At 51.6% G+C, this 23,117-nt stretch carries 22 protein-coding genes; 10 read left to right on the top strand and 12 right to left on the bottom strand.

Annotation, left to right across the window (positions count from 1 at the left end; translation table 11 throughout):
- The first annotated feature begins 161 nt into the window (after positions 1-161).
- The 5 genes from FD737_RS08280 to glgX all read left to right on the top strand — a co-directional run bounded on the left by FD737_RS08280 (position 162) and on the right by glgX (position 8,814).
- Positions 162-404, top strand: coding sequence for a hypothetical protein (locus tag FD737_RS08280; RefSeq protein WP_160833232.1), 243 nt, complete (start codon positions 162-164; stop codon positions 402-404).
- 334 nt (positions 405-738) lie between these two features.
- Positions 739-2,178, top strand: coding sequence for a glycine betaine/L-proline transporter ProP (gene proP / locus FD737_RS08275; protein WP_160833231.1), 1,440 nt, complete (start codon positions 739-741; stop codon positions 2,176-2,178).
- A 242-nt stretch (positions 2,179-2,420) separates the two neighbouring features.
- Complete coding sequence (gene treZ / locus FD737_RS08270) at positions 2,421-4,205, top strand: malto-oligosyltrehalose trehalohydrolase (protein ID WP_160833230.1); 1,785 nt, start codon at positions 2,421-2,423, stop codon at positions 4,203-4,205.
- Entirely contained in the window at positions 4,202-6,697 is a 2,496-nt protein-coding gene (gene treY, locus FD737_RS08265) for a malto-oligosyltrehalose synthase (RefSeq protein WP_160833229.1), read from the top strand. The genes treZ and treY overlap by 4 nt, the downstream gene beginning before the upstream one ends.
- Before the next feature lie 41 nt (positions 6,698-6,738).
- On the top strand, positions 6,739-8,814 hold the full coding sequence (glgX, locus tag FD737_RS08260) for a glycogen debranching protein GlgX (RefSeq protein WP_160833228.1): 2,076 nt from the start codon (positions 6,739-6,741) through the stop codon (positions 8,812-8,814).
- 33 nt (positions 8,815-8,847) lie between these two features.
- On the opposite strand, the gene FD737_RS08255 is transcribed toward glgX, so the two are convergent.
- Both FD737_RS08255 and FD737_RS08250 read right to left on the bottom strand, forming a co-directional pair.
- Positions 8,848-9,186 (bottom strand): DNA-binding transcriptional regulator, encoded by a 339-nt coding sequence (locus tag FD737_RS08255; RefSeq protein ID WP_034822694.1) that lies wholly within the window; start codon positions 9,184-9,186, stop codon positions 8,848-8,850.
- Complete coding sequence (locus FD737_RS08250; protein WP_097117762.1) at positions 9,158-9,565, bottom strand: type II toxin-antitoxin system RelE/ParE family toxin; 408 nt, start codon at positions 9,563-9,565, stop codon at positions 9,158-9,160. Before FD737_RS08250 ends, FD737_RS08255 begins: the two co-directional genes overlap by 29 nt.
- A 290-nt stretch (positions 9,566-9,855) precedes the next feature.
- Between FD737_RS08250 and FD737_RS08245 the strand changes: the two genes are divergently transcribed.
- Both FD737_RS08245 and FD737_RS08240 read left to right on the top strand, forming a co-directional pair.
- Positions 9,856-11,493 carry a methyl-accepting chemotaxis protein gene (locus FD737_RS08245; RefSeq protein WP_160833227.1) on the top strand — a complete coding sequence of 546 codons (1,638 nt, stop codon included), beginning with the start codon at positions 9,856-9,858 and terminating at the stop codon, positions 11,491-11,493.
- Positions 11,494-11,564: 71 nt separating this feature from the next.
- Positions 11,565-12,767 carry an MFS transporter gene (locus FD737_RS08240; protein WP_237448761.1) on the top strand — a complete coding sequence of 401 codons (1,203 nt, stop codon included), beginning with the start codon at positions 11,565-11,567 and terminating at the stop codon, positions 12,765-12,767.
- 70 nt (positions 12,768-12,837) lie between these two features.
- Here FD737_RS08240 and FD737_RS08235 read toward each other — a convergent pair whose 3' ends face one another.
- The 3 genes from FD737_RS08235 to FD737_RS08225 are packed head-to-tail and all read right to left on the bottom strand — an operon-like array spanning position 12,838 to position 14,118.
- Positions 12,838-13,173: an SRPBCC domain-containing protein gene (locus FD737_RS08235; protein WP_097117760.1), complete on the bottom strand. Its 336-nt coding sequence runs from the start codon at positions 13,171-13,173 to the stop codon at positions 12,838-12,840.
- Entirely contained in the window at positions 13,170-13,484 is a 315-nt protein-coding gene (locus FD737_RS08230; RefSeq protein WP_034822684.1) for a helix-turn-helix transcriptional regulator, read from the bottom strand. The genes FD737_RS08235 and FD737_RS08230 overlap by 4 nt, the downstream gene beginning before the upstream one ends.
- 25 nt (positions 13,485-13,509) lie before the next feature.
- A complete protein-coding gene (locus tag FD737_RS08225; protein ID WP_160833226.1) occupies positions 13,510-14,118 on the bottom strand; it encodes an ATP-dependent Clp protease proteolytic subunit in 609 nt (202 codons plus the stop codon).
- Between the two features lie 421 nt (positions 14,119-14,539).
- Here FD737_RS08225 and licT point away from each other — a divergent pair, with 421 nt between their 5' ends.
- Positions 14,540-15,403: a BglG family transcription antiterminator LicT gene (gene licT / locus FD737_RS08220; RefSeq protein WP_160833225.1), complete on the top strand. Its 864-nt coding sequence runs from the start codon at positions 14,540-14,542 to the stop codon at positions 15,401-15,403.
- A 30-nt stretch (positions 15,404-15,433) separates the two neighbouring features.
- On the opposite strand, the gene FD737_RS08215 is transcribed toward licT, so the two are convergent.
- From FD737_RS08215 to FD737_RS08200, 4 genes are all read right to left on the bottom strand, one after another.
- Positions 15,434-16,828, bottom strand: a complete 1,395-nt coding sequence (locus FD737_RS08215; protein WP_160833224.1) for a glycoside hydrolase family 1 protein — start codon at positions 16,826-16,828, stop codon at positions 15,434-15,436.
- 15 nt (positions 16,829-16,843) lie between these two features.
- Complete coding sequence (gene bglF, locus FD737_RS08210) at positions 16,844-18,712, bottom strand: PTS beta-glucoside transporter subunit IIABC (protein WP_160833223.1); 1,869 nt, start codon at positions 18,710-18,712, stop codon at positions 16,844-16,846.
- A gap of 205 nt (positions 18,713-18,917) precedes the next feature.
- Positions 18,918-19,640, bottom strand: coding sequence for a YoaK family protein (locus tag FD737_RS08205; protein ID WP_058961215.1), 723 nt, complete (start codon positions 19,638-19,640; stop codon positions 18,918-18,920).
- A gap of 134 nt (positions 19,641-19,774) precedes the next feature.
- On the bottom strand, positions 19,775-20,377 hold the full coding sequence (locus FD737_RS08200; protein WP_097117755.1) for a LuxR C-terminal-related transcriptional regulator: 603 nt from the start codon (positions 20,375-20,377) through the stop codon (positions 19,775-19,777).
- Positions 20,378-20,575: 198 nt separating this feature from the next.
- Between FD737_RS08200 and FD737_RS08195 the strand changes: the two genes are divergently transcribed.
- Positions 20,576-20,761, top strand: coding sequence for a general stress protein (locus tag FD737_RS08195; RefSeq protein ID WP_072016973.1), 186 nt, complete (start codon positions 20,576-20,578; stop codon positions 20,759-20,761).
- Positions 20,762-20,802: 41 nt separating this feature from the next.
- On the opposite strand, the gene lepB is transcribed toward FD737_RS08195, so the two are convergent.
- Complete coding sequence (gene lepB / locus FD737_RS08190) at positions 20,803-21,738, bottom strand: signal peptidase I (protein WP_160833222.1); 936 nt, start codon at positions 21,736-21,738, stop codon at positions 20,803-20,805.
- 225 nt (positions 21,739-21,963) lie between these two features.
- Between lepB and FD737_RS08185 the strand changes: the two genes are divergently transcribed.
- A complete protein-coding gene (locus tag FD737_RS08185; protein ID WP_034822671.1) occupies positions 21,964-22,215 on the top strand; it encodes a hypothetical protein in 252 nt (83 codons plus the stop codon).
- A gap of 69 nt (positions 22,216-22,284) precedes the next feature.
- Here the strand turns inward: FD737_RS08185 and FD737_RS24035 are convergent, their stop codons facing one another.
- A complete protein-coding gene (locus tag FD737_RS24035; RefSeq protein WP_255253253.1) occupies positions 22,285-22,410 on the bottom strand; it encodes a hypothetical protein in 126 nt (41 codons plus the stop codon).
- 261 nt (positions 22,411-22,671) lie between these two features.
- On the bottom strand, positions 22,672-22,872 hold the full coding sequence (locus FD737_RS08180; protein ID WP_097117753.1) for a hypothetical protein: 201 nt from the start codon (positions 22,870-22,872) through the stop codon (positions 22,672-22,674).
- Between the last annotated feature and the right edge of the window lie 245 nt (positions 22,873-23,117).

Genomic DNA, 23,117 nt, shown 5'->3' with positions numbered 1-23,117 from the left:
AACGTTATCGAGCCCATCCTTGCTCGCTGGAAACGGACAGAGAATTATTGATCGCAACCGCAATTGCATTCACCTCCTTAGCTCAATCAGCCAGGGTTTGCTAAAGTAGTGGGCATCAGGTATCAAGCGCTGCACTTGCATGTTTACACGGGAATTTGACCATGCCAGATTACATTTTCTATAAAAAAGATCAGGTCATTGCCACTTTTGAAAGAACAGATGTCGAGAGCGCCGTCTTGCTCATTTCACAAAGCTATAAAAAGTTAGATGAAGAAGTTGAAGCGGCAACTCCGGAAGCGGCGTTAAAACGGTTAGCGGATATACAAAATCAAGATAATGTAACGCATCATGCTTTCGTGACGGGTTCGGTATTTAGCTCTATCGTCAGTGCGCTGTTCAAATGATTCTCCCTCGCCTGCTTTGCGCCGCTGAAACCCTTGTGGCGCACATTCTCCCAGCATAATTAACTCTCTGACAAACTGTCACCGCATAATATGATGCAGAATAAAACCGGTCTCCCTCATCACGACACAATCTATTATTTCACCCCTCAAGCACTTTGACAAAATATACCTTCATCGCTACGCTTTAATGCAAGGATATATGTCACAAACTTGCACATCTTAAAGAGATTACCTAAGGTATCCGCCTTTCAGCCTCTTATAGCTTTCATTTCCATAGGTGAATTTTTTGGCTGCGAAAGCTATAAGATCGCTCTAATTTTACTCATGGAGATTTATGAGCACCGGAACGATTTCTAAACAATCTGACTTAACCGTTGATGATATTACGGTCATCGATAACAAATTATTAAAACGCGCTGTGAGTGCTGCTGCGTTAGGCAACACCATGGAATGGTTTGATTTTGGCGTATATAGCTATCTCGCCGTGATTATCGGCCAGGTCTTTTTTCCTGGTGCCAGTAACACTGCGCAGTTAATCGCCTCCTTCGGCACCTTTGCCGCTGCGTTTTTAGTTCGCCCAATCGGGGGAATGGTATTTGGGCCGTTAGGTGATCGCTTTGGGCGGCAGAAAGTGCTCGCCTTCACCATGATCATGATGTTGATTGGCACCTTCTGCATCGGCCTGATTCCCAGTTATGCCAGTATTGGCATTGCCGCCCCGATCCTGTTGCTGGTGGCACGTCTGGTGCAGGGTTTCTCCACCGGCGGCGAATACGGTGGCGCAGCGACCTTTATCGCGGAATACTCCACCGATAAGCGCCGTGGCTTTATGGGTAGCTTCCTGGAATTCGGCACACTGGCGGGTTATCTGCTCGGTGCCAGTCTGGTCACCGGCATGATCGCACTATTACCGCATCAAGCCATGATGGATTGGGGCTGGCGTATTCCCTTTTTCCTGGCCGCACCTCTGGGATTATTTGGTCTCTATATTCGCCTGAAACTGGAAGAGACGCCGGCATTTAAAGAGCACATGGACAAGCGCGAAGAGCTTGAGCACAATAAGCCTCAACTGACCTTGCTGCAGATGCTGCGTGTACAGAGTAAACCGCTGTTGAAATGTATTGGCCTGGTGCTGTTATTTAACGTATCCAATTATATGTTGACTGCTTATATGCCCAGCTATTTAACCGGCGTATTGGGCATGAGTGAATTATCCGGGCTCATGTTAGTCATGGTCATTATGTTTATTATGATGCCATTGACGTTGATGTGGGGACATTTAACCGACCGTATGGGCCGTAAGCCGGTCATTGGCTTAGGGGCTCTGGGCTTAATATTGCTGGCTATTCCCAGCTATATGCTGATTGGTTCTGGCAATATGATGTTGGTATTTGCCGGTCTGGCGGTATTAGGTTTATTGCATACCTGCTTTAGCGGCACCATGCCCGCCACATTACCGGCCCTGTTTGTCACCGATATTCGCTACAGCGCATTAGCGATAGGCTTTAACCTCTCCGTGTCACTGTTCGGCGGCACTACGCCGTTAATCACTGCATGGCTGGTGGACACCACGCACAATGCGATGATGCCCGCTTATTACATGATGGGCGCCGGAATTGTCGGTTTGATTACGGTGCTAACGTTGAGTGAAACCGCGCGTAAACCGCTGAAAGGCTCTTCACCTGCAGTCGCCACCAAAGCGGAGGCGCATAAGCTGATTGATAAATTACGTAAGCAACGCGGCCGCAAGGTCCAGCAACACAAACCAGCATAATCTTCGGGGCGACCATCAGGTCGCCTTTCTTCTATTCACCTCCCTGATTAGCGAAGCGTAAGGCGTCGATAATTTCCTAAACCCATCTGTTCGCGCCAGAAAAGCGCAAAATATCGACTATGATCTGTTCTCAGTCTTTCTTGTCGTCCCACTGTATATCGTACTCAGTCAGCATCTTTAAACGGAACGTGTACCGCTTGATGTCGTCCATTGCCCTTGCGAGGGTTAAACGAGGCAATTGAATGGAATTCAGATCATTTAAGAAATCCTGGGGAGCTGAGATTCAGGCGGATGGCAGCGTGCTATTCCGCTTGTGGGCACCGGGTCAGCAACAGATTACCTTGCGTCTCGCCGATGGCGATCATCTTATGTCAGCCTCGGACGATGGCTGGTATCAACGGCAACTGGGCGGCATACAACCTGGTGCGACTTACAACTTTGTACTGCCGGATGGCACGGTGGTGCCCGATCCCGCCGCTCGCGCGCAACAATCCGGGGTCAATGGCCCTTCCGTGGTCGTCGATCCTCGTCATTATGCATGGCAGCACACGGATTGGCGCGGACACGCCTGGCAAGAAACCGTGGTGTACGAACTGCATATCGGGACTTTCACACCCGAAGGCACTTTCGAGGCCGCCATTACCCGCTTGCCCTATTTGCAGGCACTCGGCATTACCATGATTGAGGTGTTGCCGGTGTCGCAGTTTGGGGGCAATCGCGGTTGGGGCTATGACGGCGTATTGCTGTACGCACCGCACTCCGCTTACGGCTCGCCGGATGATTTCAAAGCCTTCGTGGATGCTGCACATGGACACGGCCTGTCGGTGGTGCTCGATATTGTGCTCAATCACTTTGGTCCGGAAGGTAACTATCTGCCGCTGCTGGCCCCTGATTTCTTCCACAAAGAGCGCATGACACCCTGGGGCGCGGGCATCGCATATGATGTTGATGCCGCACGTCGTTACATCGTGGAAGCGCCACTCTACTGGTTGCAGGAATATCACCTCGATGGCCTGCGCTTTGATGCCATCGATCAAATCGAAGATACCTCCAGCAAACATGCGTTGATTGAGATTGCTGAACGTATTCGTCGTGAGATAACGGACCGCCCTATCCACCTCACCACGGAAGATTCACGCAATGTCACCTTCCTGCACCCGCGTGACAAACAGGGCCATGCGCCGCTGTTTACCGGCGAATGGAATGACGATTTCCACAATGCCATTCATGTGTTTGCCACCGGTGAAACCCATGCCTACTACCAGGATTTCGCTGACATACCTGAAAAGCTGATTGCACGCATTCTGACGGAAGGTTTTGCCTATCAGGGGGAAATCTCGCCGCAGAGCGGTCAACGGCGCGGCGTGCCCAGTGCGGCACAGCCTCCGGTTGCCTTTGTTGATTTCATCCAGAATCACGATCAGGTCGGCAACCGTGCGCAAGGTGACCGCTTGATTACGCTGGCAGGCGCCGATCGCACCAAAGTGCTGCTGGCCACGCTGTTACTGTCACCGCATATCCCGCTGCTGTTTATGGGCGAGGAGTATGGCGAAACCAACCCGTTCCTGTTCTTCACCGATTTTCATGGTGATTTGGCTAAAGCGGTACGTGATGGACGCGCCCGAGAGTTTACCGGCCATGCAGGGCATGACGACAGCGTGCCCGATCCCAACGCGGCAGAAACTTTCACCCGCTCGAAACTCGACTGGAGCAAGCTGGAAAGTGAGAAAGGCAAAGCCTGGCTGGCGTTCACTCAGCAATTGTTGGCCTTGCGTCAGCGCCACATTGTGCCGCTGCTCGCCACGGCGGGCGGTCACAGTGGCAAAGTGCTGAAAACGGCCAAAGGTTTTATCGCGGTGAGCTGGCAGTTCCCGCAGGGTGAACTCTCGCTGGCACTGAATATCAGCAAGCAGGCGCAGCCCTTACCCACTATGGCAGGCAAAACCCTCTTTGCCTGGCCGCAGGAGAATGATGTGTTGCCGCAACATGCCATTGTGGTGCGTCTGGCACAGGGAGAAAAAGCATGACAATTCCTTCAGCAACCTACCGTATTCAGTTCCGCAACGGCATGACTTTTGACCGCGCCATCACCTTGTTACCTTATTTGCAGCGGCTCGGTATCAGCCATCTTTACGCCTCACCTATCTTCACTGCCACCACCGATTCCACGCACGGCTACGATGTCACTGATGCCAATGAAATCGATCCTGCGCTGGGCGGACGTGACGGTTTTAACCGACTGTCGGCGGCATTACAGCAGGCCGGCCTCGGCTTAATTCTGGATATCGTGCCAAACCATATGGCGGCGTCACTGGAAAATGCCTGGTGGCGTGATGTGATTGAGTATGGAGAAAACAGTCAGTATGCACGCTATTTCGATATCGACTGGTCGCGTCCCCTCACATTGCCGTTCCTCGGCGATGATTTTGAACGCGTGCTGCAAAACGACGAATTGAGCATTAAGCCCCATCCGCAAACTGGCCATCCGGCGCTGGCTTACTACGACAGCTTCTATCCGCTGACGCCTGCCAGTTGGCAAGGACGCGCCGATGAGGTGCTGGCCATCAACGATCGCGCAGCGATTGCCGAATTGCATCAGCAGCAGCCCTGGCAGCTGATCAACTGGCGTGACGCACGAAAAGATCTCTCTTACCGACGCTTCTTTGAAATCACTGGGCTAGTCGGCGTGCGGGTCGAGGATGAAGCCGTGTTCAACGCCTCACACGCACTGATTCTGGAACTGGTTCACAGCGGTGCTGTGAGTGGTTTGCGTGTCGATCACGTTGATGGTCTGGCCGATCCGCAGGGTTATCTTCAGCGCTTGCGTCAAGCCGCAGGTGCGGATTGCTACATCACGGTAGAGAAGATTCTGGCAGAAGAAGAGCAGATTCCGGTTGAATGGCCCATTTCCGGCACCACTGGCTATGAGTTTATCGCTGCGCTTTCACATGCGTTGATCGACGATACCCAGATTGATGCGTTGCATCTGGCCTATGAAGCCGTCACCGAAGAGCGGAATGATGTCAGTGCTGGTCTGCGCGCCGCCCGTGAATTGATGGTTGATCGTAACTTCGCTGGTGAATTTTCACGCCTGCTGGCGATATTGACCGGGGTGGCACATTTAGAACAGCGAAATTTTGGCGAAGCTGAGTTGCATGTCGCCCTGCGCGAGATGCTGATCGCCTTCCCGGTTTACCGCACCTATGGTCGCCCGGCGGGCATGCCTTTGGCGGGTGAAGCGCTGCTGCAACAGGTACTGGAAGCGGTGAAGTTCAGTGCGTTTCCCGCTGCACTCAGCTTCCTGCAGGCCATATTACTCGGTGCGGTCTCGGAACAAAGTGAACCGGATGCCGCTGAATTTCGTACCCGTTTCCAGCAACTCACCGGCCCGTTGATGGCGAAATCGGTGGAAGACACCCTGTTCTTCCGAAATCACGCCATCCTTGCCATCAACGAAGTCGGCGCGGAACCGCTGCCGCACCCCTTCTCTGTGGAACACTTCCACCAGCAGATGCAAACCCGGCTGCACAAACAACCCGACGCCCTCTCAACGACATCAACCCACGATACCAAACGCGGGGAAGATGCCCGTGCCCGGCTATATACGTTGAGTGAAGCGCCCGCACGCTGGGCAGAGAACGTCACGCGCTGGCGGGAGCTGAATCAATCCAAAGTGCTCACCCTGAACGAAGGCCCGGCCCCCGAACCGGCGGTAGAATGGATGCTGTATCAGGCGCTGGCCGGTGCGTGGCCCACGACCTTACGACCAGATGACCACGACGGGTTGCGTACCCTTGAGGCACGTTTTTTACCGTTTGTGGAGAAAGCGCTGCGTGAAGCCAAGCTGCGCACTGACTGGGCGGATGGCGATGAAACTTACGAACAGGCGGTGCTGGAATATGCAAAACATCTGCTATCTGCAGAAAATTCAGCTTTCCTGACGGACTTCGTCACAGCCATTCAACCTTTCGTTGATGCCGGCCTGGTTAATAGCCTGTCACAGACCGTGATTAAGCTCACCGCACCAGGCGTCCCGGATATTTATCAGGGCAGCGAAGCGCTGGATTTCAGCCTCGTCGATCCCGATAACCGCCGTGAGCCCGATTACGCCGTGCTGGAGGCGCAACTAGTTGATCGCAGCCGTCCTGATTTCACTCAGCCCTCTGACTGGCGCAGCGGCAAACTCAAACAGCAGGTCATCGCATGCTTATTACACCTGCGCCTGGATAAGCCGCAGCTATTCCGTTTCGGCGATTATCAACCATTGTACGCCACAGGCGCGCATCCAGAGCACCTGATTGCCTATGCGCGACAGGACAGTGAAAACAGCCTCATCGTTGTGGCGCCTCGTTTAATGCTGGAGGGCACTTCCTGGGCTGAAACGTCCATTCCCTTACCTGAGTCGCTGGCCCACCGGCACTATCGCAATCTGTTAAGTGGTGCAACCTTAGCGCTTAACGAGCAACTTTCATTGGATAACTTACCGCCTTACGCGCCACTGGTGCTGATTGCCAGTTAATAACAAGCCTGTATTTCTGTTCATGGGATGGAGAGGAATGAATGTCTAACGCAAAGCCTTTAGAAATTATCGCGGGTTCGGGTCAAACGCTTGGCGCAAATTATGATGGCGAGGGCGTCAATTTTGCCCTGTTTTCAGCGTTCGCCGAGCGTGTGGAATTGTGTCTGTACGACGAGAGCGGTCAGCACGAAATCGCGCGTTTTGATCTGCCGGAAAATACCCATGAAGTCTGGCATGGCTACATTCCAGGTCTGCAGCCCGGTGCACTTTACGGCTACCGGGTGCATGGCCCGTTTGAACCAGAAAACGGCCATCGATTCAACGCCAACAAACTGCTGCTCGACCCCTATGCTCGTGAGCTGCGCGGCGATATCCAGTGGAACGATGCGCATTTTGCCTACGACCTGCTGCATGAAGATAAAGACCTGACTTTCGATGAACGTGACAGCGCGCCCTTTACGCCAAAATGCCGGGTGATCGATCCCAACGAATTTGACTGGCAGGACCGTAAGCGTCCCGTTATCCCGTGGTCACAGACCGTTATCTATGAGACACACGTTAAGGGCTTCAGCCAGTTGAACCCGGCAGTGCCCCCTGAAATGCGCGGCACTTACGATGGCATGAGCAACAAAGCCACCGTCGAGTACATTAAAAGCCTCGGTGTCACGTCGGTTGAGTTGCTACCGGTGCACTGGTTCCCGGACGATCAGCATTTGCTTGATAAAGGGCTGAAAAACTTCTGGGGCTATAACTCACTGGCGTTTTTTGCCCCGGCCTCGCGCTACTTTGGCCCGCGTGGCATTCAGGGCTTTCGTGACATGGTCCGCGCCTTCCACGACGCCGGTATCGAAGTGATCCTCGACGTGGTTTACAACCACACGGCGGAAGGTAACGAATTAGGACCGACGCTGTCGTTTAAAGGCATCGATAACTTCTCCTATTACCGCACCTTGCCGGATCAGCATCGCTACTACATCAACGATACCGGTACTGGCAACACCGTGAACACCTCCCATCCACGCGTGTTGCAGATGGTGATGGATTCTCTGCGCTACTGGGCGGAATCGATGCATATCGACGGTTTTCGCTTTGATTTGGGCACCATTCTCGGGCGCGAACCGGAAGGTTTCGATCAGCGTGGCGGCTTTTTTGATGCCATGACGCAGGACCCGGTACTGTCGAAATTGAAACTGATTGGCGAACCCTGGGATATTGGCCCCGGCGGCTATCAGGTTGGGGGCTTCCCACCAGGCTGGGCAGAATGGAATGATAAATATCGCGACACGGTGCGTGAATACTGGAAAGGCGACAACGTCTCAACCGACTTTGCCGCGCGCCTGCTCGGTTCAGGCGATCTCTACGATCAACGCGGCCGTCGTCCCTGGGCCAGCATCAACTTCCTTACCGCACACGATGGCTTCACGCTCAACGATTTGGTGTCTTACAACGAGAAACATAACGACGCGAACGGTGAAGATAACAATGACGGTCATAACGATAATCGTTCGTACAATTACGGCGCGGAAGGCCCGACCGATGACGAAGGCATCAACGCGGTGCGTGAGCGGCAAAAGCGTAACTTCCTCGCGACGCTGCTGTTCTCACACGGCACGCCGATGCTGCTGGCGGGCGACGAGTTTGGCCGCAGCCAAATGGGCAACAACAACGGATATTGTCAGGACAGTGAAATCTCCTGGCTGCATTGGGAAAACTTGCCGGAGTCCGCGGATGCCTTACGCGAATTCACTCGCCATTTGCTGGCGTTAAGGGCGAAACAGCCGTTGCTGCGCCGTGAAAACTGGCGCGACGGTATGGACATAAAATGGTTTAACGCTGGCGGCGGCTTCCAGCAGGCAGACCAATGGGATGAGGGCAGCACGCTTGGCGTCTACATTGGCCGTCCGGACCTGCAAACCGAAGAAGGCATCTGGCACGATGTGTTGATGTTGTTCAATCCGTTTGAAGGCAACGTGCCCTTCCGCATCCCACAATTTGGCGAAGGCGGTTGGGTACTGGAACTCACCACCTCCGATACGGCTAAAAAAGGGCTGGTGATTACCAAAGAGAAGGATTTCGAACTGGAAGGCCGCAGCATGGCGCTGTTTAGAAGGCCATAATTTTAAAGGGGAAACTGGAGTCCAGTTTCCCCTTTAAACAACAAATGCATCAGGGCCTTTAGCAGCCAGTGTATTTAAGATACGCAGTGCCGGGCCACTCGGCTTGATTTCTCCTCGCTCCCACTTTGAAACGCTATCCACTGTCATACCTAAGGTATAAGCCAGTAATGCCTGACTCAGGCCATACTGTTTACGCATGAGTTTAATTTCCAGACCGGTCATATCATGTACAGCTGCAACACGCTTGCGATACTCACTTGCAGAGATTCGCGTGGCAATCTGAGAGACATCTTCATCAGAAAGTAGGCCTAATCCTCGCAACTCTTCCGCATCTTCAATCATCTCATCCAATGTTGCTGGTGTAGTTTTCATCGCAGTTTACCTCTCTGAATGTCCCACGATTTTTAAGCTGTAGCAGGTCTGCCGCACTCGCTTGTAAGTAGCCTTTCGCAAGGATTTTATACGTTGCCAACACGTCATCCTCGATCTCTTTGGCATTTTTCTTATGCAACTCGCCTTTAGTCCAGCCGTCATAAAAAAATAGTGTGTTTCCTCTTTTGAAGAAAATCACCGACCGGGCACCACCACTTTTCCCCTTACTCAGTGCTATACGCTTTTTAATCACGCCTCCCCCCAGGTCAGCTTCAAACTCGCCCCTTTTGACTTCCGCAGCAGCATGGCAAAGGTCAGCATCATGAAGACTGGCCTTTTTGAAATTCCGATCAAAACGTTTATGTACATAAATCGCCATTCCTTAGCCCTTAACCTTTACCCGTAATGATTATTATAATAACGATTACGACCTCGCGACAATATCGGCTTGTTAGGATTTCTGAATCTGTCGCACAACATATTTCACTGGATCTATTTAAAATCGTGAGAATGGCTAAAAATGTTGCGCCTTCGCTACGTATGATTTGATCTCCATCACCGTGCAATAAAAAATAATTAACTAAATCTCGCATTCTGCCGATGGTTATTAATCTGCCCTATTCCCTGATTTTCCTGAACCAGGGGTGCTTTTAGATTAAGGATAATTAGATGACCATCTCCCAGCGTCTCTTGCTGACCCTTTCCATGTTGTTTGGCGCCATCATCCTGCAGGCGATTCTTGCGCTCTCGCTACTGTCAGGATTTCAGGACCGTTTTGAATTTGTGCAAACTAACGCCATTCCTTCGATTAAGGACATCGGCAAACTGATCGATCAAAGTAACCAGCTGGCCATTACGCTGTACAAACACCAGAGCCAGATTCACGACAGCAACATGCCTGCCGTAGAAAAACAGATCGATGAGCAAATCAATGGACTGAAAGCGCTGACCGATTACTACATGGCAAACGATATTTCGAATGAGGAAGACAAACGCCTGACTAACATCGCTTTTGATAACATCCAGCGCGTTGCATCGCAGTTACCTGCATTTCTTACAGCGTCACGTGCTCACCAGAATGAAGTGAGCTTGAGTTTGCTGGAAGGAGATAGTGGTGTGGGTGCCGCCATTCGTCAGATGATCGCTGATTATCAAACTCAACAGGCACTCAACATTACTGCGGGCGACGCATTGCGCGCCACCAATCAAAGCACCTTCCATTTTGTCTTTTGGGCCACCGTTGCAGGTGTTGCGGCGACAGTGGTGATCTTCGGTCTGTTCTCGCTGTTTACCGTGATGCGTATTCGCCGCAGTTTGGGCGCAGTTGGCAAGGTCATGCTGGCGGCCAGCGAGAACCTCGATCTGACTTTAAGCGCCGATGAAAGCCGGCGAGATGAAGTGGGCAATATGGCACACTCCTTCAATATTTTGATGCAGCGCGTCTCTGAAGCCCTCTCTTCAGTGCGTAAAGCGTCTCAGTCCGTGAGCAGCGCTTCAGTGCAGATTTCAGCGGGCAATGAAGATCTCTCTTCACGCACCGAACAGCAAGCGGCATCGCTGGAGCAAACGGCTGCCAGCATGACGGAACTCAGTGAGACGGTGCGCCAAACGGCGGACAACACCCGGCAGGCGAGCCAGCTGGCAGCCAATGCCCGCGCGCTGTCAGAGAAAAATGGAACCTCGCTCACCACCATGCTGTCGACCATGGACGAGATTCGTGGCAGCTCGCGCAAAGTGACTGAGATTGTCTCGATCATTGAAGGTATCGCCTTCCAGACCAACATTCTGGCCTTGAACGCGGCGGTTGAAGCAGCGCGCGCCGGTGAACACGGTAAAGGCTTTGCGGTGGTTGCCGGTGAAGTGCGCAGCCTGTCTCAGCGCTCAAGCAACGCAGCGCGCGAGATCAAAGTGCTGATTGAGGAATCTCATCGTTTAACCGAATCGGGTGCCACGCAAGCCAGTGATGTGGGCCGCAATATGGACGTGATGAATGATGCCATTCACCAGGTGAATCAACTGGTGAGTGAGATCGCTGCGGCTGCCGTGGAGCAGAGCCAGGGCATCGTTCAGGTTCAACAAGCGGTTAATCAGATGGATGATGTTACCCAGCAGAACGCCGCCTTAGTGGAACAAGCCGCGGCCGCTTCGCAATCGCTGCAAGAGCAGGCGGGTAACCTGAATCAGTTGGTCGGTAAATTCCATGTCAGCGATGTCATTGACGTTCCACAAACCATCATCCGTACGCCATCGCACCCCAAGCCACAGCGTTTAGCGGTGGTTAATGACGCCGACTGGCAGAGTTTTTAATCACTGCTTCTCCCCGCGTCGCGCACGCGGGGAGCCTTTCTGTTACCCTTTCCGCTAATTTATGGATGGGGATGAATATGGATTTACAGCAACAGCTACGCGGTAAATGGGCGATCTACGGCCTGATGTTTTTACCCGGTTTCACCTGGGCTTCGTGGGTGAGTCGTACGCCTTACATGCGCGATATTCTGCATGCTTCCACGGAAATGATGGGCATGATCCTGTTCGGCTTTTCCTGTGGCTCAATGCTGTGCGTTCTGCTGGCAGGAAAACTCATCACCTACTTTGGCACTAGCCGTGTCATGCGTTATGGCTTTGTGCTGCTGTTGAGTGGCGTCGCAGTCATGTTAGCTGCCCTTCTACTGCACAGCGCGTACGGTGTCTTCGCCAGCCTGGTGTTACTGGGCGGAGGGACAGCGTTAATCGATGTCGTGATAAACGTTGAAGGCGCAGCGTTTGAGCGTCTGATTGGCAAATCGATCATGACCACCATTCACGGCTTCTTTAGCTTTGGCACGCTGATTGGCGCGCTGTCAGGACTTGCCATGACGGCAGTTGATGTCAGCATCACCTGGCACTTTGCCTTCGTGGTGCTGGCGAACCTGCTGATTGTCTCCGCAGCCCTGCGTCATTTACCCGCCACCAGCGACAGCGAACGACATGAACAGGCGCACAGCGGCGGTTTCCTCGCTCAGGTCGGACGAGAGCTGCGCGATCGCCAACTGCTGATCCTTGGGGTGGTGATTTTGGCGATGGCGCTGGCAGAAGGTTCTGCCAATGACTGGCTGCCGTTACTGATGATCGATGGTCATAATCTCAATCACACGCAAAGCACGCTGGTGTACGCGGGTTTCACTGCGGGCATGACGGTGGGTCGTTTCCTCGGCGGATATGTGGTGGATCGCCTGGGCCGTGTACTGGTATTACGCGCCAGCGCATTCTCAGCCGCCCTGGGTCTGGCGATGGTGATTTTCTCCAACAACCAATGGCTGGCGGCAGCGGCGGTGTTGTTCTGGGGAATTGGCGCTTCGCTTGGCTTCCCACTGACCGTCTCCGCTGCGGGCGATGGCAAAAACAGCGCGATTCGCGTGACCATCGCCGCAACGCTTGGTTATCTGGCCTTTCTGGTGGGACCGCCAGGACTGGGGTTTATTGGTGAACACGCGGGTCTGCGCATGGCGATGTTGCCGGTGCTGGTGATGGTGCTGCTGGCGTTAGTTTGTGCGGGCGCGGCAGGATCTCGTGATGCGAATAAGGCTGATCAACCCGTGTAAAGCTGGCGGCCTTCGGGCCGCCAGAAATGTACGTTTGGGAATAAGGCGCGCTAAAAAAATTAGCCCGAGGCTATGCCGCCAGCATCAATCGACCATTTTCATCATTTGCGGCCTGCAAGTGCAGATCAGCAAGGCGATGGACGATAGTCAATCGGGTGCCACCCGCGTCATCGGGCGCGATTAGAAACGTCACGTCACTCTTCAGGTAAGGTGGTGCGTCATCACGTAACCGGTAACGGATCGATTTTCCAGGTTCGCAGTCAACAGGTTCAGCCTCTGCTAATACAGCGTTGGGTAGCCAGGCTTCCCGGTACTCCGCAATACTGATAGCGCGCCACACTTTCTCCGGCGTCGCATCCAGTTGATACTCTTGTACCAGTTCGTTGGATTTTTCGGCTTCACTCATTGGTCCATATCCTTCAGCAAACTTTTCAGGGCATCAATGCGTGTCGGCCAAAACGCGCGATATTTGGCTAGCCAGTTGACCAGAAACGTCATGCCCACCGGGTCAACTTCATAGTTCACAAAGCGCCCTTGCCGCTCTTCACGCACCAGCCCCGCACCCCGTAACACCGCGAGATGTTGAGACATCGCCGATTGGCTGATCTCCATCCCGTCGCGCAACGCCGTGGCATTCATGCGCCCCACCGACAGCTTTTCAAATATGGCACGGCGGGTCGGATCCGCCAGTGCTTTGAATATCGCATTTTCAATCATGTTGATGACATTAGCACTGACTTATTTAAGCGGCAAGATAATGCGCGGCGATCTCTTGCTCGGTGACGATCACTTTCGACACCAAACCGTATTCTACCGCCTGCTCCGCACTCAACCAGAAATCGCGCTGAGTATCCTGTTCAATCCTCTCAATCGCCTGCCCGGTGGCATCCGCGAAAATATGATTGAGGCGATTTTTCATGCGCACGATTTCATTACTGTAAATCTGCATATTGCTGGCGGGGCCTTGCATGCCGCCGGAAGGCTGATGCAGAAGGAAACGGGTGTTGGGTAACGCATAGCGATTTGCTTTGTTGGCGGCGACATAAATCAACGCACCTGCGCTGGCCACACAACCAGAACCAATCATGATCACTTCGGGAGTGATAAAGCGTATGGCATCAAAAATCATATCGCCCGATTCAGCATGACCGCCGGGAGAGTTGATAAAGATCGTGATCGGTCGATTGCTGATGGCGGCGAGGATGTGCAGATGCTGAACCACCTCTTTGGCCATTTTTTCATCCACGGTGCCGGTAATGAAAATCTTGCGTGCGTTGATCAGATGTTCCATCAGCGATGGGTTAAGTGGCGGTGCTGCCGGTTCAGAAGGTTCGGTGTTACTGTCGCGCATGGAATCACTCCGCAAAAGATGGGGACACCAAACACATTAGCACCTACTTATCTACTTAGCGAGCGAGTAACAGAATGATATTTTGACAATAAAAGTCATTATTAGGGAACTGACAAGATGCCCTTGACCTGATTTATTGATTGAATATTGTTATTTCAAATTCTCCTCTTTTTGATCAATTTTTAAGAGGTTGCATAACATCAGTGCAGACGCGGCTTCAGGGGCCATTGCCCTGTTTTTCCTCCATCGCTTCACTACGCAATAAAACATGACGTGTCTCACATTTAACGGTCAGTATGCTTGTCGGAATCACAGAGCGGCTTATGATCTCGCCAGATTGTTACTGCGCGCAAACGCAGGCAAAACCTGACACGCCGCCCTCCCGGTGGGTCAGGTTTTTTCTTTTTCAGGGCTGATAAAAATGAAAATCGCGAAGATCCTCAATAACAACGTCGTGGTCGTACTGGGCGAGAACGGCAAAGAACAGGTCGTGATGGGTCGCGGGCTGGCTTTTCATAAGCGTGTGGGCGATGCGCTGGATGCGCAGCAGATTGAAAAAGTCTTCGCACTGCAGAGTGACACCCTGACAGGGAGGCTGAGCGAGTTGCTTTCTGATATCCCGCTGGACGTCATCACTACCAGCGAGTTAATCATCGCCAGCGCACGGCAACAGTTGGGTCAGCCGCTGCATGAGAGCCTCTCGATTGCGCTGTGCGATCACTGCCATTTCGCGATTGAACGCCATCAGCAAGGCATTCCGATTCGTAATGTATTGAAGTGGGAGATCAAAACGCTCTACCCCAAAGAGTTCGCGATTGGCATGGAAGCACTGGCCCTGATCAACAAACGCCTCGGGGTGGCGTTGCCTGACGATGAAGCAGGCTTTATCGCCCTGCACTTAGTCAACGCGCAACTGGGCAGCAACTTTGCCGATGTCTCTCACGTGACGCAATTTATGCAGGAGATTTTGCATATCGTGAAGTATCGGTTGCAGCTGGATTACCGCACCGACAGCCTGAGCTATAACCGCTTCGTTAACCACTTGAAGTTTTTTGCCCAGCGCATGCTGGGAAAACGCGGTGTGTGCAGCGAAGATGAATCATTGCATGATGTGGTGCGTGACAAATATCCGATTGCTTATCAATGCGCGGTGAAGATCGACAGCCACATCCAGCAAAAATATCTCTATGCCCTCTCGGCGGAAGAGCGCATGTTTCTCACCATCCATATTGAGCGAGTTCGCAAAGAGACATTAGCGTTGCAGGAAGATGCCGACGAGGCGTAAAAACGGGCGACAGCACGCCCGTTAGCGGGTTTATTTCAATGCCGCGCCGTGGCTACGGATCACATCCTGATACCAGAAGAAGCTCTTTTTACGCGAGCGTTCCAGCGTGCCGTTGCCCGCATCATCACGATCAACGTGGATGAAACCGTAACGCTTCGAGAACTCGGCTTTAGAGGCGCTGACCAGGTCAATCGGTCCCCAGCAGGTGTAGCCCATCACTTCCACACCATCCTCAATCGCTTCCCGCACCTGCACTAAGTGATCATTGAGATACTGGATGCGGTAATCGTCATTGATGCTGCCATCGGCCTCAACCACATCCTTGGCACCCAGGCCATTTTCCACAATAAATAGCGGCTTCTGATAACGGTCGTACAAGATGTTAAGCAGAATACGCAGACCTTCCGGATCTATCTGCCATCCCCACTCTGAGCTGGCGAGATGCGGATTCGGCACCATCGACAAGATATTGCCCTGCGCTTTCTGGTTCTCTTCTTCATTGGTGGTGACGCAACCGGTCATGTAATAACTGAAGGAGATGTAATCCACAGTGTTGCGCAGGTCGCGTTTGTCCTCATCCGTGATGCTGACGGTGATTCCGCGATCGGCGAAGAAGCGTTTCATGTAAGCCGGATAGGCACCGCGCACCTGTACATCACCAAAGAATAACCACTCGCGATTCTGCTGCAGCGTTTCCAACACATCGGCCGGACGGCAGCTGAGCGGATAGAGCAACGCTCCCAGCAGCATATTGCCGATCTTACCGTCCTTAACAATCTCATGGCAGGCTTGTACGGCGCGGCCGCTCGCCACCAGCTGATGATGAATCGCCTGATAAATCGCCTGTTGATCGCTCTCTTCCGGTAATCCAACGCCAGTAAAGGGCGCATGCAATGACATGTTGATTTCATTGAACGTCAGCCACAGCTTCACTTTATGCTGGAAGCGAGTGAATACCGCGCGCGCATAGCGTTCAAAACAATCAATGGTGATGCGATTGCCCCAGCCGCCATATTTTTTGATCAAGCCAAAAGGCATTTCGTAATGTGACAACGTCACTAGCGGAGTGATGTTGTACTTTGCCATCTCATCAAACAAACGATCGTAAAAGGCCAATCCCTCCTCGTTTGGCTGAGCTTCATCGCCCTGCGGGAAAATACGCGTCCAGGCAATCGAGGTACGCAGAACGGTAAAGCCCATCTCTGCGAACAGCTTGATGTCTTCCGGGAAGCGATGATAGAAATCAATCGCCGTGTCTTTGATGCCAAAATCATTGCCGCTGCGTTCAACGCGCGCGCCAAAAATACCTTTGGGTTGCAGATCCGAGGTCGATAGCCCTTTACCGCCCTCCTGCCAGGCACCTTCCACCTGATTGGCGGCAACGGCGCCACCCCATAAAAATGCATCCGGGAAACGTGTAGTCATTTACTTGCTCCTTGGTTATTTCAGCACGGCCAGCAGCGGCGAGCCTTCACTCACTGCGCTGTTGTTCAGGGTTAATACATCAATAAATTCATCGCTGTTGCTCACCAGCACCGGTGTGGTGAGGTCGAATCCAGCGTGTTTGATCGCCTCAATATCAAACTCCAATAGCACATCGCCCACTTTCACTGGCTGATCGTTTTGTACCTGAGGACAGAAATATTGCCCGTCGAGTTTGACGGTATCGAGTCCAACATGGATCAGTACTTCCGCGCCTTGATCTGACGTCAGGCCAATCGCATGTCCGGTGCGGAACATGGAGGAAACTACGCCATTGACCGGCGATACTACGCGGCCCACGTGCGGCAGAATAGCCGCGCCCTTGCCGAGTAAACCGCTGGCGAAAGTTTCATCTTTGACTTTCTCCAGCGGCAATACGTCACCCGCAATCGGGCTCACCACGCTTTCACGGCGCGTTAATGTCGCAGGCGCGGGATCGGCGACGGGTTCAGCCACAACGGGTTGTGCCGCAGACTCTCGTAAACCAAACACATAGGTCATGGCACAGGCGAAAACTAGCGCGACCGCTGCACCGGCAAAGGACGCCAGCACGCTGGCATCAATACCCGTGCTGGGCACGACCTGAATAAACGTGAAAATACTGGGGAAGCCAAAGGAGTAAATGGTGGTGTGCCAGAAGCCCAGAATGGCGGCACCCAGCGCGCCACCGATACAGCCGAAGATAAACGGACGACGACGCGGCAGCGTAACGCCATACACTGCGGGTTCAGTGATACCAAAAATGCTGGCAGTGAATGCCGATCCCGCCATCGCTTTGAGTTTGATATCACGCGTGCGCAGGAAGATCCCCAATGTCGCGCCCGCCTGTCCTAATACCGCCGGCATCAGTAATGGCAGTAGGGTGTCGTGACCGAAGTTGGCCAGATTATTGAGCATGATCGGCACCAGACCCCAGTGCAGACCGAATATCACACAGATTTGCCAGATCGCGCCCATCACCGCTCCTGCAACCATGGGGCTGAGGCTGTAAATCCACAGATAGCCTTCCGCCAGCAAGCGGCTGAGCCAGGTGGCTGCCGGGCCAATCGCCAGAAAAGTGAGCGGCACGGTGATTAGCAAGCACACCAGCGGCGTAGTGAAGTTACGCACCGCACCGGGTGAACGCGGATGTACCCAACGCTCAATCAGGCTTGAGACCCACGCAGCAAAGATAATTGGGATCACCGAGGAGCTGTAATTGAGTATTTCCAGCGGGATACCGACAAAGGTCAGTGGCTTTCCTGCCTGCTGCTGTTGCATCGCTTCAAGTATCAACGGATGCACCAGCGCTGCGGCAATCGCCATGCTGACAAAGGGGTTACCGCCAAATTTTTTCCCGGCGCTGTAGCCGAGCAGAATCGGCAAGAAGTAAAAGAGTCCATCACTGGCAACAAACAGCACTTTGTAGCTGCCGCTGCTCGCGTCCATCACACCGAGCACCAGTGCCAACGCCAGCAGTCCCTTGATGATGCCTGTCGCAATCATCACACCAATAAAGGGTGTAAAAATGCCGGAAACCAGATCGATAAAACGGGCAAACAGGTTTTGTGGCGTAGTGTCCTCCACGTTATCGGCATGGTCGAGGGCATAGCGTGCCGTTAACGCGCGGTAGACCTCCGCAACCTGGTTGCCTATCACCACCTGATACTGTCCCCCGCTCTCCACCACCATGATCACGCCAGGATTATTTTTCAACTCGGCGGTATGCGCTTTTTGGCTCTCTTTTAACTTGAAGCGCAGGCGCGTTGCGCAGTGCATCACGCTGATGATGTTATCTTTTCCCCCCACGCCAGCCACAATGTCATCTGCCAGTTCCTGATATTGCATCTTCCTTTCTCCTGCAAAACGCCTCGAATTTCGCGCAAAAAAAAACCTGAGGCGCGCCCTCTGCTATCGAGAAAGGGCGCGCCTCAGGTTTTGCCTGCCGAACAGTAACAATCCTTAATGACGGTTATCTTGCTGAGCATTGCCAAAAAGTAGCAAGCAGTTTTCAAAAATCGCGCTGAAATGTGTGAAGCGCATCAATTATTGTTCAGGAGTGCAGCGCATGCCCGGCACGTTGTAATGCTGACAAAGCGAGTGCAGATAGCATCACACCAATCAAAATTAACAGTTTATAGCTCAGCGCGTTCAGCAGCAGAATACCCAGCACGCCGCCGAACAGGAATGCCATCACCGTGAAGAAGTGCAGTTTTAAACGCTCGATATAGAGCGGCGCATCTTTCGGGGATTCTTTACGGCGTAGCACATCAAACAACATGGCCAACTCAATGCCAATGTCGGTAGCGGTACCGGAGACATGGGTGGTGCGCACGCGTGCGTTGGAAATCCGGGTCACCACGGCGTTTTGTAATCCCATCAAAAAACTCAAACTGAGCACCAGCAATACGCCCGATTCACTAAAGCTGAACCAACTCTCAATGACGCCCAGCGCGAATAATGCCACGCCTTCCAGCAGGATGTTGATGGCATAAATCCCGCGAATTTGTCGCCTGCGTCCGGAGTTGATAATCAGGGTCGAGACAGAAGAACCCGCTATAAAGAGCAGCACGATGAGCAGGAAGAACAATCCGACATGCAGATTTGCTTTCGCCAGATGATCGGAAAGTGACGAGACGTTGCCCGTCATGTTGGCAGAGAAAAAACCGACGGTTTCAAATGCAGCTGTGTTCAGCGCGCCCGCCACAGCCGCCAGCGTGCAGGCGAGTCGGGTATCCGTATTAAAAGTGCGCGTGTTTTCGGAGGTGATCAGCATGGCTATTCCCGACCCTGGCAAAGGGGAATATCTTCCTCCTGCGGGCCGGAATTCTCAAGCCTCAGGCAAAAGACACCCTTTACTAACCGGGCATAACAGGGAGTTATGAGCGAGGGATACAGTCAGTGTAGGTATTAATCGACATGGGTTCGATTAAACCCGTATTGCGTAAGCCGATGATGAAACTGAACATTATTCTCACAATTCAGTTTCGCGTAAATCGATCGCTTATAGTGACTGATGGTTTTGTTATTCAGTCTGACACGCAAGGCTATGTCCTGCTGACTGCTGTATCGGGCAAGCCATTTCAGCATGTGAAATTCTTGCAGCGAGAGCGAGGGAACACGGCTGCGTGTTGATGTATGCGGTCTCTTCTCAGCAAGTGTATTGACGTTTTGAACAATGCTGGCTAATGAGGATTTTTTTGTCAGAAATAAAACCGAGTGAAATTCATGGGCAAGAAAATTAAGCAGCGCAGCATCATTAATGTCGGTCAGTACCAACACGCGGATACTAGGATAAAGTGCCTGCAACAGGCGTAAAAACGCATAGGAAGATTCAATATCATCCGCTTCGGTTTTTAACTCAATAATCATTACTTCGATAGATTGATCGATTAATATTTTTTTTGCATCACTTAAAGATGAGCAGGATAAGAATTGATAACCTGCAGATATTAATAGCTTTTCTAAGCCAAGTGCGGCCCATAAATTGGCTTCAACATTTAATATTTTCATGTTTATTACTTAAACAATTAAAAAACCATTTAATCGTGATTAGTGGCTATTTTAAATCGGACAACATTTCTTTTTTTGTGCGATAAAGACTACAAAATATTAATTATCCCGTGCTGGCGAAGCCGCAATCGCGCACTAAAATTATGGAGTGACTAGCTAGTCCTTATCTCTCACGGAACATTGATATGAGGTCTTCCTATGAAACAACAGAGCTACAGAGGCGGTGCAGGGAATTTTGCTAACGATCCGGCACGCGCAAGAGAAGCTGGTAAAGCGGGAGGCAAAGCCAGTGGAGGCAACTTCAGAAACGATCCTGAACGCGCCGTTGAAGCGGGTCGGAAAGGAGGCAAGATAAGTCGCCGTCCTCCAACAAAGTCTGAGTAAAGCGCTTTAGGATTTGTTCTGCCAGGGACTGGCATCTTCTCTTAATTGATCCGCCCGATGCGACCTGGCCTCAGCCCTGTCGGCCACTGCCCTTCCTGTTTTTCCATACTAAATCCAATCGCCACCGCTTTGCCTACCAGATTACGCTCAGGGACAAAACCCCAATAGCGGCTGTCATAGCTGTTGTTACGATTATCCCCCATCATAAAATAGCTATCCGCCGGCACCACCCACTCTCCAGTCTGCTGACCTGGTTGATGGAAAAACGCCGATGATGAAACAGTCAATTCAGGCTTCTGCAAAATGCGATGCGTCACCCCCGCTAGCGTTTCAGTGCCCATCAGTAGACGCTGTTCAGAAGGCTTTTCCTCGCCAATTGGTCTGGCATAAAAGCCCGGATGCATTCCGGCAGTCTCGACGAACTCGCCCGCTTTGAGCGCACTGTAATGAATGGCTAGCGCTGGTGCACAAGATTGATGGTCCTGGCAAAAAGAGAAAACAGTGAGCTGTTGTGAGGCTGGATTGAAGATGACTTTGTCACCGGGCAAACCGATCACTCTTTTAATGAACAACTGCGTTTCGTCCTGAGGAAACGTAAATATCGCAATATCACCACGTTTAGGGTGTCCGGTGGCAAGCAACGTTTTCTGGTTGAATGGATTTCGCAGCCCGTATGAATATTTATCTGCCAGCACCCAGTCGCCGGTGAGTAGAGTTGGCATCATGGATCCAGAAGGAATGCGAAAAGGCTCCCAGCCAAAGGCCCGAACCAGTAACACGATGACCAGTAACGGAAAGAGCGATGCGGGCGTATCCAGCCAACTCGGGAGGCGCTGAGTTTTACCCTGCTGTATGAGCGAAGATTCTGCCTGGTTTTTCTCAACGGTGATGCGCGTCAAAGCCCAAAGCCTGTATGTCCAACTCAGGCCGCTAAAAACCACAGCAATGGCCAGTATCAGGGCGAAGATGTTCATCATAAGAGGGTTCCAGCGCTGCCGCGTTATTCATCCGCATCAATCATTGCGGCTCGTTAATTTGCGCCGTCAATATAAACCAAATGTTAGGTTATCGCTCTCCTATCTGTGCTTTACGGCTCGCTTAATATGATGCGAATGGTGAGGCTTGAGTTATAGGCTTTTCAATGCCATATTCTTTTCAATAATGTGGCTTGCTTAATCTACATAACTTAATAGGGAGTGATAATGTCCACCGAAGAGAGAATAAAGGAACTTGAAGAAACGGTTCAGCGTTTAAAAATCGAAACTGAGGTGTTACGTGAACTGATGATTAAACAGGTCGCGGTGAATAACATCACCTTCAAAGGGAAATATGATGAAGTCATTATTAATATGGCTAAAGAGTATGAAGAGCGCGGACTGGAAGTTGACCGTAACCGAGCCATGCATGAAGCGATACGGCAATACATTAAAGATGATGCATCATCCAATGATTGAAATGCTGTACCGCAATAATACCCTTGCAAATTACGCAAAAGAGCCGCTTACGCGGCTCTGAATTGAGAATCAGATCATTGGTTTTTGATCATCAGGTAGATCACGATCGTCAGTCTCATCACCCTCTTCATCGGGTAAGGGTAAATCGTCGCCAGGCAGCGGCTTAACATCATCTGGATCTGGACGTTCTGACATATATACCTCCATTCACCCTGATTGGGTATAAGTAGTTTAGTGGGGTGATGATTGATACGGTGTAGAAAATACGCGATTTTGTGAATCAAGCGTAGGATATTTTATAAAATATTTTAACCACTAGAAAATCTTACTTTATAAACTACATGCTTCGTTTATTTCGAAATTACAGGGTAATTAATCAAAAATTTCAATTGATTAACACACTCTATAATTAGAGAGATGTTTTTAAATGTCGGGTGCGATTAATTGTCAGCGAGGCTATTTATCCTGATAAGGATCCTGCTTGTGATCTTTACTATCATCGCGCGTGCGCGGAATCTCTCCATGATCTTCAGGGTTGTCTTTTGCTGGATGGTCATCCTCTTCATACGCATTGCCGACATTGGGGGCGACTTCGGGAAGTCCCTTATGCACATCCCCTTCTTTATTACGTTGTTCATTCGTATGATGTTCTTTCATAATTAACCTCATATTTAATGTCTTTCTTATTGTAGTCTAATTTTAACGACAGGAAATGAATACTGAACCCCTAAGCCATTCATTATTAAAACTGGTAAATTTTTCCGTTCACCTACGGTTTCGCTTACTTCAGCTTTTTAGACAGATTAATCCGTAAGTTCGAAAACACGCCTCTTATTCAAGTCACTAACCCAAATTCACATCGGATAGTGTGCCATACTCTCACTACCCAAATTAATTGGAAA

Source organism: Pantoea sp. Seng (assembly GCF_009829935.1).
In the GTDB taxonomy this organism is placed as follows: Bacteria; Pseudomonadota; Gammaproteobacteria; order Enterobacterales; family Enterobacteriaceae; genus Pantoea; species Pantoea communis.
This window is presented reverse-complemented; position numbering and strand designations above follow the sequence as displayed.